This window comes from Candidatus Hydrogenedentota bacterium, assembly GCA_012523015.1.
In the GTDB taxonomy this organism is placed as follows: Bacteria; Hydrogenedentota; Hydrogenedentia; order Hydrogenedentales; family CAITNO01; genus JAAYBJ01.
This window is the reverse complement of the sequence record JAAYJI010000031.1, coordinates 1-15,016: the sequence shown is the minus strand read 5'-3', so window position 1 is coordinate 15,016 and position 15,016 is coordinate 1. Positions and strand designations below refer to the sequence as shown.

Sequence of the window (15,016 nt, the reverse complement as noted above, 5' to 3'; positions counted from 1 at the left end):
GATCCTAAAGATCTTGATGGCGTCAGCAATTATATTTTATCTGTTGCCTCTTCCAAAGACGCGGCAAAACCGGCAGCACTTTTATACTATATTGACTCCCTTTCCTATATGACTTATCAGGGCGAAAGCAAGTACAATCATATCCAACCCGCACAGGTAGAATGGTATCGCAACGAATCGACGCGTCTCCGTGAAGCCAATGGCGGGACTGCGTTACCGGCCTTGGCTTTCTTCCACATTCCGCTTCCTGAATACAATCAAGTCTGGGAGTCAGGGAAATCCATTGGTGTGAAACAAGAGGACGTTTGTAATTCCCCGGTGAATTCCGGATTATTCGATGTCATGGTCGAGATGGGCGATGTAATGGGTGTTTTTTGTGGCCACGACCATACGAATGATTATATTGGCGAGTTGGAGGGAATTTATCTTGCTTATGGTCGCGGTTCCGGCTATGGAACCTATGGTAAAGAAGGCTTCTCCCGCGGCGCACGGGTGATCGAACTAGTCGAAGGGGAACGTGCATTTAAGACATGGCTGCGCCTGAGAACGGGCGAAAAAGTCGAACAGCTTCCTAAGCAGGATTGACGCGGCACGCCTTTAACAAACATGTTAACACTGAAAAGACGCTCTTCTAGGGATGACGGACATAGTAGGAAGAGCGCTTCAAAATCATTTGTCAGGAGTTTGCCTTAAGAGGGCTCATGATGCCTTGGCTTGTGATAGGCATAGGCCGCTGACAAGGGAGGTAAAGAGTCAAAAGAATCATGATGATCCACCGGCGTAACGCTTTCTTTGAATGTGCGAAACCTTTAGTTCTCTTCATGGGGGCTGTGATTATAGTAATAGCCGCTTCCTTTACTGGTTGTGTGCGCCACAGTCCGCCTTTATACATTCCCCCTGAAGTTCCAAAGCCTGTTGATGTGGTAGAAAAGAAAAAGGAGGATATTCCGTCCTTGTGTCCGGTGCAATGTCCGACTGCAAGAATTTCATCCTGTTTTGGAGAAAGACGCGGTAAAGACCGGGTTCATAAAGGTGTTGATATTTCAGTACAGCATGGTACACCTGTGGTAGCAGCGGCAGAAGGTACGACCAGTTTTTGCGGAATCCAAAGTAAATACGGCAAAATGGTGATCATTGATCATTGCAATGGTTATGAAACGGTCTACGCCCATCTGGATAAAATCTTGACGGCACAAGGGGTTTCTGTGAAACGAGGGACGCAAATAGGGCTGGTTGGCGCAACGGGAAATGCCACAGGATCTCATCTTCATTATGAAGTACGCAAAGACGGAGATCGCGTGAACCCGGAATCCTTTTTCCCTTGATGTTGCTTTTAAATGAGTGGGGGCTGTGACAGTCGGTGCGCTTCGGAAGGCTGACTCCGGCCGCGAAATAAAAAAGCCTTACGTATAATGTTGTACGAATCGGATACCAGGATTTTATGGAATTTTCTATTACAGAAAAGGATGCAACGACTCAGGCACGAGTGGGGGTGTTGCAGCTTCCTCATGGCAAGGTGAATACACCGGTATTTATGCCGGTAGGGACCCAAGCCTCCGTGAAGTCTTTGGACAGTCGCGAATTGATGGAATTGGATGTTCCAATTTTGTTGGGCAATACCTACCATCTTTATTTGCGGCCGGGTACAGCGGTATTTGATAAATTCGGAGGAATCCACCAGTTTATGCAATGGCCTCGTCCTGTCCTAACGGATTCCGGCGGGTTTCAGATTTTCAGTCTTGCCGCGCTCAACAAGGTGAGCGAGGAAGGAGTCATGTTTCGGAGCGCTGTTGACGGATCCCGTCATTTCTTCACACCCGAAAAAGCGATGGACATACAGCGCAGCATTGGTGCCGACATTATTATGTGTCTCGATGAATGCACGGAATATCCGGCTTCTTATGATCGCGCATCCCGCTCCATGGCATTAACAGAGCGTTGGGCGCGCCGCTGCAAAGTACATTGGGAGAAGATGGCTACCTGCGAAAGGCAAAGTCTCTTTGCTATTGTTCAAGGAGGCGTTCATGAATCGTTACGCAAGGAAAGCGCACAAGCCCTGACCGCCCTGTCTTTCCCTGGATATGCCATCGGCGGCGTCAGTGTGGGCGAAACGAAGGAAGAAATGATGGCTGCCGTAGCTTGGACTACCTCTGAGCTGCCCGTTGAAAAACCCCGTTATCTTATGGGCGTGGGCGCTCCCGAAGATTTATTGCATGCTATTGAACTGGGTGTGGATATGTTCGATTGTGTCATGCCGACACGTAATGCACGCCATGGCGCACTATTTACGTTGGACGGGCGTATCAACATAAAAAACGCACGCTTTGCCGGTGATCCGAACCCGATAGAAGAGGGCTGCGGCTGCCCGGCATGCCGCGTCTATTCCCGAGCCTATATCCACCATCTTTTCCGCGCCGGAGAAATCCTCGCCTTACGTCTCAATACTTTACATAACCTTTTCTTTATGATACAATTAACTTCCCGTGTGCGTGATGCCATACGTAAAGGCTCCTTCAGTACCTTTAAGAGGACTTTTCTCCAACGATATCTGTACAACAAGGCGCTTTAATGGCTGCGAGGATTCCCGCGTAAACACGTACATTCCAATTTATAACCCTTAGGAGAATGGCTTGTGTGGTATTATTGTATGATGCAGGCGCAGCTATTGGCTGCGAATGGAAGTGAAGGCGGAGCAGAAAGTACTTCACCGGGCAACCCGCTTACCGGAATGTTGCCGATGATCGTCGCTTTTTTTGCGATCATGTATTTTCTCATGATTCGGCCCCAGCAAAAGCGTGAACGGGAACGGAAAAACATGTTGTCTGCCTTGGGCAAAGGCGACAATGTCGTAACGACCGGTGGCGTTTGCGGTACTGTTGTTGGTCTTACCGAAGATCGCGTCGTTTTGCGCGTAGATGACAATGTAACCATGGAATTTGTACGCGGCGCTATTGCACAAGTACTTCAAAAAGAAAACAAATCCTGATTTTTCCAAAGAGCCGCATGGAGCGGTGAAACCAAGTTACCCCAACACCGGGGATGGTGGAGTTACTCATGTCTAAACACTTGTATAGAACTCTTTTTATCTGGGCAGTCATTGTACTTGCCTTTATTAATGTATACCCGACCATCGGCTGGATGCTTCTTTCCGAAGAATCTCGTACCGAACGGTTGGCGCAATGGCAGGCGGAAGATGATGAACTCGCACGCCGCCGGACAGGCTATTGGGAAGAGGTGTTTGTCAGCGCCAAACGATGGGCGCAGTGCGACCGCAGCAAAGTCATTAATCTCGGATTGGACTTGCAGGGCGGTATTCATATGGTTATCGGCTTTGATGTTGATAACCTATCGAAGGAGGTCGTGGACGAGTATAAGTCACGCGGCTACGGCGATGCCGATATTAAAAAAGAAATTCAACGCATTGTGCTGGAGCAAATCACGCGGCGTATTAACGACTTTGAAGCGAAAGAACCCATTGTACAGACCTTGGGCGATAATCAAATTCAGGTTCAATTGCCCGGTGAAAAAGATGTGCAGCGCGCTAAAAACCTGATCACGAAGACCGCACAAATGAACTTTCATATTGTGACGGGACCCGATCAGGCGCGCCCCGTTTTTGAGGCAATCCGAAACGGCTTCCCCGAAGAATTCCTCCCATATGTAAAGGTTTCTTCCCTTCATCCTGACATGCTGTCTGTTACCCAAGAAAATTACAACCGTGTGCAACGCGTCTTGGCCCAAGCGGCCGAGAAGGACATTATCCCTGAAGATAAGCTCGTCGTTTTTAGCCAAAAACCCAAACCTTACGACAGAAACCAAGATTACCAACTATACGTTATTGATAAAGAGCCGATTACCAGTGGTACGGGATTAACCTCGGCAAGCGCCATTCAAGATCAGAGTAATCCTCCCTACTGGCAAATTCTTTTCTCCTTCAATGCTGCCGGTGCCGCGAGCTTTGCTGAAGCTACCGGCCAAAATATCGGCAAGCCCATGGCGATTGTACTTGACAATGTAGTCGTGTCTGCCCCGACGATTCAAGACCGCATCGCCGGCGGCCGTGGACAGATCACAGGCAGTTTCGAACCCGAAGAGGCAAATGACCTTGCCATTGCGCTGAACTCCGGTTCCATGGTCGTACCCGTTCGCGAGGAATTCACACGGACCGTGAGCGCCAGCTTGGGTGCTGATACGGTGCGTAGCGGCGTGATTGCCTCCCTGGCAGGTATCACCGTGGTCGTCCTCTTTATGATGGCTTATTATTGGGGCGCCGGCGTGATTGCTTGCATTTGCCTTGCCCTCAATGCCTTGATGATTATCGCTGCCATGGCCTATTTTGGCATGACCTTGACGCTGCCCGGTATTGCAGGACTCATCCTTACCATGGGTATGGCAGTGGACGGCAACGTACTTATCTTTGAACGTATCCGTGAAGAGTTGAAGCGCGGCCACACAATGGCGGCTTCCATTGAAAGCGGTTTTAAGAGAGCGGCAGTCACTATTATTGATTCGAACTTAACAACCCTTATTGCCGCCATTATCTTGATGCAATTTGGCACGGGTCCTGTAGCCGGCTTTGCGATCACGCTGAGCGTTGGTATTTTTACCAATGTATTTACCGCATTGATTATTGGCCGTGCCCTTTTTGATTTCGCCCTTGAAAAGAGACTTTTTAAAGTCATTAAAATGCACAGCATTGTGCCCGAAAAAACGAAAATACCCTTCCTGCAGATGCGCTTCTTCGCCTTTATTTTTAGCGGTCTTGTCATTCTTGCAGGCATTGGCATGTTTGCGTATCGGGGCATGGATAATTTCGGTGTCGACTTCCAACAGGGAACCAATCTTATTCTCCACATAGAAAATGAAAACCCTGTTTCTGTCGGCTATGTTCGTCAGGCACTGACTTCCGCTGAATTCAATAATCCCGTTGTACAGGAAAGTGCGGATGAAGCTGAAGACATACACAACATATTCATCATTCGTGTTGGAGATGTTACACGGGTCGAACATGCCGACGAAGGAGAGGGCGCTCCCCTCCAGACCGTTGCCGATCGAATCAGGACAGCGCTGGCACCTTTGACCGAAGCCGGTACTGCTGAAGCCGTGAGCCTGGAAAGTGAACAAACTGTGGGGCCTGCCGTTGGCGCACAATTGCGTTGGGATGCCCTCAATGCTGTTTTCTGGGCGCTCCTCGCAATGTTTATTTATATGTGGATACGCTTTGACTTCAGACACAGTATTGGCGGCGTGGTTGCCTTGCTCCATGACATGCTGGTTGCGGTAGGGCTCTTTGCCCTAGCCGGTGGTTTGATTTCCATGAATGTCATCGCCGGGTTGCTGACAATCCTCGGTTACTCGATCAATGACACCATCGTCATTTACGACAGAATTAGGGAAGATCAGGAAGCACGCCGTGGACAAGGGATGAAATTTATAGACATCCTAAACGGCGCCATTAATGCAACCTTGAGCAGAACACTGCTAACCTCGTTAACCACCCTCTTTGTGGTTGTCGTACTCTATTTCTTTGGCGGCAGTGCCATTCACGACTTTGCCTTCATCCTCCTCGTCGGTATCGTCTTCGGTACCTATTCCTCCGTCTTTATCGCCAGCGCCCTGGTTTATGTGATCCAGCCTAAAAGCGGTGATTCCGGCGTTGTTTTCAAGAGAAAAGTAGACGCAAAAGACAAGACAGTTTCCGAAGCTTCAGGGGCTCAACAGCGCCCCCGTAAAAAAGGTGCACGCGCATAAATCTGCGCCCACCAAAGTATGATCTATAACGTAGAGCCCTTCTTCACGAAGGGCTCTTTTTTTAGGCTTGTCTGTGGTCAGCAATAACAAATGCTGCTCCGCAAAAAACTAAGTAAGACAAAAGATAGTTTTGTAAGGCGCTTAGGTTGATTACACTGCGGCTATGGTCGGAAAACTATTCGGTCTTAATCAAACTTTCTTTCGGTGCTGCTTGCAATTTTTTTCATCGTTAAATCTTTGTCTTCTGTTATTATCAAGTGCGTTCCGGAAGCTTCTTTATATTGCCAGTACTGGGTAGGTGTAGTGTCGAAAAATGGAACGTCGTCAAAAAACATTTCAACGATAGGGTTCGGTTCTTTAACGCCTAAGGTCATCGATGGAATCTTGTAATTATCTACTACGCCCTGAACAAATTCAGGCGCGTTCATATCGTACACATTAAAAAGATAGTTTACCGCTTTTCCATTCATGTAAACTTCAATGACTTCCCGCGTTTTAGAATTGGCATAAACAGAGACCATACCGGGAAGGTGAGCCGATGCGGGTAAAGAAAACAGAAGCAAAGGGTTAATGTCATCTGTAACCTCTGCGTGGGCTTTTAAAACCAAATAGCCTTGGTCTGAAGTTTCTATATCCGCGATCGTCCACGAATCGTCAACGAGGCGCGATAAATTATTTTGCGCCTCGTCAATGCTCATACCAATATAAAAACCTTTGATCGTTAGTCCCTTATGTTTTGAAGAAGTTTTTGCTCGTGTAGAATCGGATTCTTTTGAACTGTCACTGTCGGAAGTGGTTTTTGCTCGTGTAGAAGTAGTCTCTTTTCCCACGTCATGGCTGGCGGAAAGCTCGGGTTGCATAGAATCTGACACTTGTTCTCTGGCTAGATGGGCGATAGTTTCATTGGTATCATGCTTTAGTTCATCAACCACTGCTATTCTTGCTTCCCTTGCTTCTTGTTGTTTCTTACCCTCTGCCCGCCCTGATACGAGGATTAGCAAAATAAGAACGCCCATTATCATCGTCACTTTACCGGTAATTCTGCTTTTCCAGAGATTGAGAAAACGGCTGCCATGTCGCTTGAATCCTGTTTCCTCTTGATCCGCCACAAAACCGCGCTTTAGCTCTGCGGCAAAGATGCGTAGGTATTTTTTAATGACTTCAATAGGGGGTTCTTCCTGTCCTTGACTTCCCGCCTGATTCGACATGTCCGTTTTTTTGTTTTCGTCATTCATTTCGTCCTCCTCATTGGCTGTCTCCGCTTTGTTTCATTTACGATAAAGAACCAATATCCACACCTATTATTTCAGAATAGTCGGAAAAAATCCAGATCAAAGTAGGCGCAGGTTTTTATTGTAATAGTGAGTTTACATTTCCAAACGTTTATTGCTCGACCGTAAATCGCCTAAATCGATAGCTTTTAATTAGGAGAGGGAAGATCCATAAGGAGCCATAGACACAAAAAAGCCTTGGTTCATGGTGAGGATGAACCAAGGCTATTAACAATCAGGTTTAGATTCGCTTATTTAGAGCGGCGTATTATTTTTTCCGAGGCGTTTCGATAGCAGCCTGTGCCGCAGCGAAGCGCGCGATAGGAACGCGGAAAGGACTGCAGCTGACGTAGTCCAATCCGGCACGGTGACAGAATTTCACGGAAGACGGTTCGCCGCCGTGTTCACCGCAAATACCGCATTTAAGATCCGCTTTGGTCGAACGGCCTTTCTTAACCGCCATTTCAACCAGAATGCCAACACCGGACTGATCCAAGACTTCAAAAGGATCGTTGGGCAGGATATTTTGGTCGAGATAGGTCGGCAGGAAGGAACCGATGTCATCGCGCGAAAAACCGAAAGCCATTTGGGTCAGATCGTTGGTACCAAAGGAGAAGAATTCACCGGCTTCAGCAATTTCGTCGGCCGTGAGTGCAGCCCGAGGAACTTCAATCATGGTGCCTACCATGTAGTCCACCTTGACTTTGGCTTCTTTTTTGACTTCGTCGGCGACGCGGTCAATGATTTCACGTTGGTGAACCAGTTCGGCTTTGCTTCCAACGAGAGGAACCATGATCTCAGGGAGAACCTTGATTCCATCCTTGGTAAGTTCTACCGCCGCGCCGATGATGGCACGCACTTGCATTTCCGTAATTTCGGGATACGCGATTCCGAGACGGCATCCGCGGTGACCGAGCATGGGATTCAATTCGTGCAAGGATTTGATGCGGTTAAGGACTGTAGCGGTATCAAGGCCGCAATGCTTCGCGAGGGCATCAAGTTCTTTCTCGTCCGTTTCAAGGCTGCCCACAAACTCGTGAAGGGGCGGATCCAGCAGACGGATGGTAACCGGTTTGCCGGCCATTTCTTTGAAGATGCCCATGAAGTCGTTTTTCTGGAAATCCAGAAGCTTCATGACGGCTTTACGGCGGTCTGCTTCGTTGTCAGCCACAATCATTTCGCGAACAAAGATGATGCGTTCATGACCGAAGAACATATGTTCTGTCCGGGCAAGTCCGATGCCTTCTGCGCCAAATTTCAGCGCTTGTTGCGCATCTTCCGGGCTTTCGGCATTGGTGCGTACGTTGATCTGGCGCACTGCGTCGGCCCAAGTCATGAGCTTCGCGTACCACTCGTTTTGGTCGGGATCCGCAGGGAGCAGCGGCAATTGGCCGAGGTACACATTTCCAATGGAGCCATTGAGTGTAATCCAGTCGCCTTCTTTCACGACGGTATCGCCAACGGTAAATTGTTTGGTACGTGCATCAATCCGTATCTCTGCACACCCAACGATACAGCATTTGCCCCAACCGCGTGCCACAAGTGCCGCGTGGGAGGTCATGCCGCCCATAGAGGTCAAAATAGCTACGGCAGAACGCATTCCTTCCACGTCTTCGGGAGAGGTTTCGTTTCTAACCAAAATAACGTTTTTACCTTGTGCTGCCCATTCGTTGGCGGCTTCACTGGTAAAGACTACCTGGCCGACTGCGCCGCCGGGGCCCGCGGGCAATCCCTTGGCAATATGGGAAGCGGCTTTGCCGGCTGCCGGGTCAATCATGGGGTGCAGCAGTTCATCTAATTGTTCAGGCTTTACGCGCATAATGGCGGTGTTCTTATCAATCAGTCCCGATTCTGCCATTTCCACCGCCATACGTACGGCAGCGGTGCCCGTCCGTTTACCGGTACGGGTCTGCAGCATGTAGAGTTTGCCATTTTCAATGGTGAACTCTACGTCTTGCATGTCTTTATAATGATCTTCAAGTACGTTGCGAATATCATAAAGTTCTTTATAGATGGCGGGCCATTCCTGCTCTAAGGAAGCCAGGTGCTGGTTGCTCTCGTTTTTAGTATCTTCGTTTAAGGGAGAGGGGGTGCGAATTCCGGCAACCACGTCTTCACCTTGCGCATTTAACAGCCACTCGCCAAAAAAATTGTTGATTCCTGTTGCAGGATCACGGGTAAAGGCAACACCGGTTGCTGAATTGGAGCCGAGGTTACCATATACCATGGCCTGCACGTTTACTGCAGTACCCCATTCTTCGGGGATGCCTTCAATGCGACGGTAAGATTTGGCGCGTTTTCCATTCCAAGATTGGAATACGGCTTTGATGCCGCCCCACATTTGTTCCATCGGATCATCGGGGAATTCAGCGCCAAGAACTTTTTTGACAATGGCTTTAAATTCGTCGCAAAGGCCTTTCAGATCATCGGCACACAGGTCTGTATCTTCGGTAACGCCCTTCTTTTGTTTGAGGGCTTCCATGGCATCTTCAAGCTGAATACGGATGCCTTCGCCGTCTTCCGGTTCGATATCGGCCGCTTTTTCCATGACCACATCAGCGTACATCATGATCAGACGTCGGTAGGAGTCATAGGCGAAACGGGCGTCTCCGCTTTTGGCGATCAAGCCGGGCAGCGTTTCTTGAGACAGTCCAAGGTTAAGGACGGTGTCCATCATACCGGGCATGGACATGCGTGCGCCGGAACGCACGGAAAGGAGCAGCGGATCTTCCTTATCGCCATATTTCTTGTTCATAACCGCTTCGACTTGGGCGAGGGCACTTTTAACCTCTTCTTCGAGCGCGTCGGGGAGGTTACCATTATTTTTATAATAGTCAGTGCATACTTCGGTGGTGATTGTGAAACCAGCAGGCACCGGAATGCCTAAATTTGCCATCTCGGCAAGGTTGGCGCCCTTACCGCCCAATAAATTCTTCATTTCGGCATCGCCATCTGCTTTGCCACCGCCAAAGAAGTACACGTTCTTTTTCGCCATAGAACCAGATTCTCCTTCTGTTGAAAAGTTGATACATTCCCCTTATTCTCTATTCATGAACGACATGAGCATGCAGTGGAATCAGAGATTCCAATGGAAGGGGTACACAGGACAGGATTGTTTCCACGAGGAAACAGTCTTAGTATACAATAACGTAGAGCGTATAAGCAAATGATCCTGAAAAACCTGCTTATAATGTATATTTACCCCTTGAAGATGGAATGAAGTTTTGGCCGACAAAACAGTGATATCCCTTGCGGTCAGAGCGTTGATTGTGATTTGTATGGACAAAGCTGTCAACGGAGCGCGGCGCGGCATCTCCCATCAAATTTAAATTTATGCGAAAAATAATCGATCTATCAGGTTGATGTTGATAGGTTTAGAATAAGGTGTCTTAGAAAAATGAATCCAAAAGAATCAGCTTCCCAAGATATTTATTTTGATGAAAAGACAGAAACTGCTTTTGCTGAAAAGCGGCGTCTCATGGTGAAGGAACAACTCATTGAAAGAGGTATAAAAGATGAGCGCGTTCTGGAGGCTATGACCGTGACACCAAGACACCGCTTCGTCTCACTCGAAAAATCCGCAGAATCTTACGCGGATCATCCCCTTATAATTGATTGTGGTCAAACCATTTCCCAGCCCTATATGGTTGCTGCCATGACAGAATTGCTGCAGCTCAATCCGCGGGCAGTGGTATTAGAGATTGGTACCGGATCAGGCTACCAGACCGCCATATTGGCGCGTCTTGCCGCACGCGTTATCAGCATTGAGCGACATGCTGCATTGGCGGAACAAGCGCGGGAACGATTATTGCAGCTGGGGTATGACAATATTCAGATTGTTGTGGGGGATGGCAGCGTAGGCTTTCCCGAGGCAGGGGACTATGATGGGATCTTGGTAACTGCCGGCGCGCCATCCATACCCGTTGCATTGCAGGATCAGCTGGCGGAAGGGGGGCGCTTGGTCATTCCTGTGGGCGATGAGCGCTTACAAACGCTTATAACTGTCACCAAAAAAGGCGGAGAATATATACGGGATAGAGGGATGACGTGCCGCTTTGTCCCCTTAGTAGGTCAAGAGGGTTGGAAGAGTCCCTTCTGATTTTCCATCGGCGGAACACAGCATCCAAGCTATAGCTTTCCCAGCTTTATGAACTCAGAGACGGGTCATTTAGTTTTCCGTGATAAGCCGTTTCCAACTAAAGGTAAGCGCCACAGAACAGATAATAGACAGCAGTCCCAGCGTCGTTCCCAAGATATATCGCCCGTAAATAAAGTAACCCGTTGCAAAGAGAGCAGCGTAAATAGCGATGCATCCCAATATCATACAGAGGATTCCCTGGGGTAACTGCCGGCCGGAAGTACTACATTCTTTGTCGTCAATCAAAACGTTTATTTTCTTCCAGCCCGGCCCGCCGGGTCGAATATGTTTGTAAAAGTTACACAAGGTCTCTTCATCGACGGGGCGCGTGAGATAGGTCATGAGTAACCAAGCAACGGTTGTAATCCCGATGCTCATTAACAACTGCATCCAATCCTCGACGGGCGTGAGTCCTATCCTGGTATGAACAAAGCGGAAATAGATGGCAATGATGAAAGACACGGTCATCGCTGTAATTTCGCTTGCGGCATTAATACGCCACCAGAACCACCGCAAAATAAAGCTCAAGCCTGTACCGGCTCCTACCATCAGAATGATATTAAAATTGTCGAGGGCACTTTCCATAACCAGCGCCAAAGCTCCGGCAAAAATCATCAGTAAAACAGTAACGATTCGTCCCACATGAATCAATTCTTTTTCGCTGCTTTTGGGGCGCAGGAAGCGCGCATAGAAATCGTTTACTAAATAGGAGGCACCCCAGTTGAGGTGGGTTGAAATGGTGGACATGTAGGCGGCGATCAAAGAGGCTACGACCAATCCCAACAATCCGGCAGGTAAAAAAGTGAGCACGGCGGGATAGCCGAGATCATCATTCACGACCGACGCGGCATGGGGAAATGCCTCACGCAATGCGTCAAGGTTGGGGAAGACCGCCAGAGAACACAAGGCGACAATAATCCACGGCCACGGGCGCAAAGCATAGTGTGCTGCATTAAAAAAGAATACGGAGCCCAAGGCATGTTTTTCATCTTTTGCTGCGAGCATACGTTGTGCTATATAGCTGCCGCCGCCCGGTTCTGATCCGGGATACCACACACTCCACCAATGGACCATAATGGGCATGAGAAATACAGCAATAACCATTTGCCGCTGGTCTTTGGCTAGGAAATCCGGAAAGAAAGCCAATTTATCGCGTACTTCAGGATGGGACAAGAGGTTGGTCAATCCGCCTACGGCCGGGTGGCGTAAAGCGACGATTGCCGCCCCTACAGCACCGACCATTGCCATGCAAAATTGAAATAAATCGGTGTAGAGAACGCCGCGCAACCCGCCGAGTGTACTGTAAATAACGGTGATTGTGCAGGCAATGAGAATGGTTTGAAGGGGCGTCAATTGCAGAAGCACACTTCCGATTTTTATGGCGGCAAGGGACACAGACGCCATAACAATGATATTAAAAAATACGCCCAAGTAGATGGCGCGAAAGCCCCTTAAAAAAGCGGCTGAGCGACCACTATACCGCAATTCATAAAATTCGAGATCGGTAAGCAGATTCGAGCGACGCCATAAACGGGCGTACACAAAAACCGTGAGCATGCCGGTCAATAGAAAGGCCCACCACACCCAGTTTCCCGACACGCCGTTTTTGCGCACAATATTGGTCACAAGATTCGGCGTATCCGTTGAAAAGGTGGTGGCGACCATGGACACGCCCAGCAGCCACCACGGCATGCTGCGTCCGGCGACAAAATATTCTGCCGTACTGGAACCGGCTTTTTTAGTGACAAGCAAGCCTACAACTAAGGAGACCACAAAAAACAAAAAGACAATTCCCCAGTCAATAGGTGTTAACAACATGCTCAGTCTCCTTATGGCAGATACAATTCGCCGCTACATCGACTTCGACAATAATGGTTTTTGCGATTATGCCGCTGTGAATTCGCGCACTTGTTTAAGTACGGCAGCCGCGTGTCCCGCCGCTTTTACCGAGGTCCAAGCTTGGCGGACGGTACCTTTGCTGTCGATGAAAAAGGTGCTTCTTATGATGCCCATATAGGTTCTTCCGCACATAGTCTTTTCGCCCCAGGCACCGTATTTTTCAGCGATTTTATGGTCAGGATCGGAAAGGAGCATAACGGTCAGCTCATGCTTCTCAGTGAACTTACAATGGGAAGTTATGCTGTCGGGACTTACGCCAAGCACCACGGTGTTGAGCGCTTCAAATTCGGCTTGCAGATCACTAAACTCTTTTGCTTCCCGTGTGCAGCCCGGTGTATTGTCTTTGGGATAGAAATAGAGAACCACGTTTTTCCCTTTGAATTCAGAAAGTTTGACGCTAGTCTCTTCGCCGGAGCTCAGTGTAAAGGCCGGGGCTTTTTTTCCGGTCAAGGGATGATTTTCTTTTGCGTTTGCCATGTAATACATACTCCTAAACGTTAAATCGGTTTACAGTTAATGGTCTTTATTCTAAACCTTCAGTTTGTTTCTCTCCAAAATACATTTCAGCAATACCGCGTTTGGGATCCGGAGCGGGAAGATACCGGAGCAACAGCTCGCCGAGTAGCCCCAATCCCAATCCCAGTGCGCCAATGCTGACAATAATAAGACCCACCAAAATCAGCATCAAAACGATTGCTGTCAGCGCCAGTTGTTCATTGTGGGGCGCACTGCTGTAGAGCAGTGGAACGACCAGTCCGGAAATAACGGCGACGATCAATGAAAATATTACAAGGGAGCTGTAAAAGAGCATCATGCGCCCAAAGTATTGACCCGGTGCATCGCCGTACCGTGTCAGAAAGGTCGCGGTGATGGCATCCATAGCGCCGCGAAAAAATCTTTCGATGCCGTACTTTGATTGGCCATGTTTGCGCGGATGATGCCGCACCGGAATTTCCGTTACTTTATAGCCTAAATTCGCGGCAAAGACCGGGATCAGCCGGTGCATATCACTCCACAGCGGTAACTGCTCCGCCACTTCCTGCCGAATCGCCTTGAAGCCGCTGTTGATGTCGTGAAGAGGAAGTTTAAAGGTATATGAAATCCAGCCATTGTAGAGGCGAGACGGGATCCGTTTATGCCAAGGATCATAGCGTTTCTTTTTCCAACCGCATACGACATCATAACCCTCATTAATCTTTGCCAGAAGGGCAGGTATTTCTTTGGGATCATCTTGCAGATCCGCATCCATGGTGATAATGACATCACCTTTCGCAAGCGAAAATCCCGCTGCCAAAGCATTGGTCTTTCCAAAATTGCGTCGCAGCCGAATGATGTCCACCATGTCATGTTGCTTGCGCAGGTCGCACAGGATTTCCCAAGACCGATCTGTGCTTCCGTCGTCAATGAACAGTACACGGTAAGGGTGTTCCCCGACATTCTCCATAATCCCTTGCTGCAATAAGACAAGGGTCGCTTCTTCATTATAAACGGGAATAACAAATGTAATGTTTTGGATCATCTGCTTATTGTATTCTAGAATTTTCGTCGGACTCCCACATGTCACAATTCTTGTCCATGACACATTTTAACCGGAAAGAATATTCATTTAACTGAGCGATGGCAGCGGGGCCTATATTCAGATTCGCCGCTTTCAAATTAGCCAACAATTGTTGTGTTTTACGGGCGCCGATAATCACCGAACTAATGCCCGGCTGCGCCATTACCCAGCATAAACTGACCACAGACATGGGGATATTAATAGCTTCAGAAAAGTCCATTATTTCGTCTAGCGTATCTTGGAGAATACTTTCATGGCCTCCCTCTCCGTGGCGCGTGCCATCCCGTAATGCAGAAAAATGGCGCGTTCTCCGTCGCAGCATGGGGATATCATCGAGATCCTTATAGCGGCCTGACAACAATCCTTGCATGAGGGGCATATAGACCAATTCGCCTAAAT

The 15,016-nt window shown here is 48.6% G+C and carries 12 protein-coding genes; 6 read left to right on the top strand and 6 right to left on the bottom strand.

Annotated features, from left to right (window positions below; genetic code table 11):
• The 5 genes from GX117_01515 to secD form a co-directional block, all read left to right on the top strand.
• On the top strand, positions 1 to 585 hold a 585-nt coding region (locus GX117_01515; protein ID NLO32023.1), incomplete at its 5' end, for a metallophosphoesterase family protein.
• A 179-nt stretch (positions 586 to 764) separates the two neighbouring features.
• Positions 765 to 1,325: a M23 family metallopeptidase gene (locus tag GX117_01510; protein NLO32022.1), complete on the top strand. Its 561-nt coding sequence runs from the start codon at positions 765 to 767 to the stop codon at positions 1,323 to 1,325.
• 116 nt (positions 1,326 to 1,441) lie between these two features.
• Entirely contained in the window at positions 1,442 to 2,569 is a 1,128-nt protein-coding gene (tgt, locus tag GX117_01505; GenBank protein NLO32021.1) for a tRNA guanosine(34) transglycosylase Tgt, read from the top strand.
• A gap of 78 nt (positions 2,570 to 2,647) precedes the next feature.
• On the top strand, positions 2,648 to 2,986 hold the full coding sequence (gene yajC / locus GX117_01500) for a preprotein translocase subunit YajC (protein NLO32020.1): 339 nt from the start codon (positions 2,648 to 2,650) through the stop codon (positions 2,984 to 2,986).
• A gap of 68 nt (positions 2,987 to 3,054) precedes the next feature.
• Entirely contained in the window at positions 3,055 to 5,751 is a 2,697-nt protein-coding gene (gene secD, locus GX117_01495; protein NLO32019.1) for a protein translocase subunit SecD, read from the top strand.
• A gap of 185 nt (positions 5,752 to 5,936) precedes the next feature.
• Here the strand turns inward: secD and GX117_01490 are convergent, their stop codons facing one another.
• Both GX117_01490 and GX117_01485 read right to left on the bottom strand, forming a co-directional pair.
• Positions 5,937 to 6,986: a hypothetical protein gene (locus GX117_01490; GenBank protein NLO32018.1), complete on the bottom strand. Its 1,050-nt coding sequence runs from the start codon at positions 6,984 to 6,986 to the stop codon at positions 5,937 to 5,939.
• Between the two features lie 304 nt (positions 6,987 to 7,290).
• The gene (locus GX117_01485; protein ID NLO32017.1) at positions 7,291 to 10,017 is read right to left on the bottom strand and encodes a pyruvate, phosphate dikinase; all 2,727 of its coding nucleotides are present in this window, start codon (positions 10,015 to 10,017) and stop codon (positions 7,291 to 7,293) included.
• Positions 10,018 to 10,419: 402 nt separating this feature from the next.
• On the opposite strand from GX117_01485, the gene GX117_01480 reads away from it, so the two are divergent.
• Positions 10,420 to 11,121, top strand: a complete 702-nt coding sequence (locus GX117_01480; protein ID NLO32016.1) for a protein-L-isoaspartate(D-aspartate) O-methyltransferase — start codon at positions 10,420 to 10,422, stop codon at positions 11,119 to 11,121.
• A 69-nt stretch (positions 11,122 to 11,190) separates the two neighbouring features.
• Here GX117_01480 and GX117_01475 read toward each other — a convergent pair whose 3' ends face one another.
• The 4 genes from GX117_01475 to GX117_01460 form a co-directional block, all read right to left on the bottom strand.
• Positions 11,191 to 12,978, bottom strand: coding sequence for a Na+:solute symporter (locus tag GX117_01475; GenBank protein NLO32015.1), 1,788 nt, complete (start codon positions 12,976 to 12,978; stop codon positions 11,191 to 11,193).
• A 66-nt stretch (positions 12,979 to 13,044) separates the two neighbouring features.
• Positions 13,045 to 13,536: a thioredoxin-dependent thiol peroxidase gene (gene bcp / locus GX117_01470; protein ID NLO32014.1), complete on the bottom strand. Its 492-nt coding sequence runs from the start codon at positions 13,534 to 13,536 to the stop codon at positions 13,045 to 13,047.
• A gap of 46 nt (positions 13,537 to 13,582) precedes the next feature.
• The gene (locus GX117_01465) at positions 13,583 to 14,578 is read right to left on the bottom strand and encodes a glycosyltransferase family 2 protein (GenBank protein NLO32013.1); all 996 of its coding nucleotides are present in this window, start codon (positions 14,576 to 14,578) and stop codon (positions 13,583 to 13,585) included.
• Between the two features lie 4 nt (positions 14,579 to 14,582).
• A partial coding sequence (locus GX117_01460) for an aldo/keto reductase (GenBank protein NLO32012.1) occupies positions 14,583 to 15,016 on the bottom strand: 434 nt, incomplete at its 5' end.

Excerpts from the sequence above, each read along its gene's own strand:
- secD (NLO32019.1), top strand. The coding sequence starts at position 3,055 with ATGTCTAAACACTTGTATAGAACTCTTTTTATCTGGGCAGTCATTGTA.
- GX117_01465 (NLO32013.1), bottom strand. The coding sequence starts at position 14,578 with ATGATCCAAAACATTACATTTGTTATTCCCGTTTATAATGAAGAAGCG.
- GX117_01475 (NLO32015.1), bottom strand. The coding sequence starts at position 12,978 with ATGTTGTTAACACCTATTGACTGGGGAATTGTCTTTTTGTTTTTTGTG.
- bcp (NLO32014.1), bottom strand. The coding sequence starts at position 13,536 with ATGGCAAACGCAAAAGAAAATCATCCCTTGACCGGAAAAAAAGCCCCG.
- tgt (NLO32021.1), top strand. The coding sequence starts at position 1,442 with ATGGAATTTTCTATTACAGAAAAGGATGCAACGACTCAGGCACGAGTG.
- yajC (NLO32020.1), top strand. The coding sequence starts at position 2,648 with ATGATGCAGGCGCAGCTATTGGCTGCGAATGGAAGTGAAGGCGGAGCA.
- GX117_01510 (NLO32022.1), top strand. The coding sequence starts at position 765 with ATGATGATCCACCGGCGTAACGCTTTCTTTGAATGTGCGAAACCTTTA.
- GX117_01480 (NLO32016.1), top strand. The coding sequence starts at position 10,420 with ATGAATCCAAAAGAATCAGCTTCCCAAGATATTTATTTTGATGAAAAG.
- GX117_01490 (NLO32018.1), bottom strand. The coding sequence starts at position 6,986 with ATGAATGACGAAAACAAAAAAACGGACATGTCGAATCAGGCGGGAAGT.
- GX117_01485 (NLO32017.1), bottom strand. The coding sequence starts at position 10,017 with ATGGCGAAAAAGAACGTGTACTTCTTTGGCGGTGGCAAAGCAGATGGC.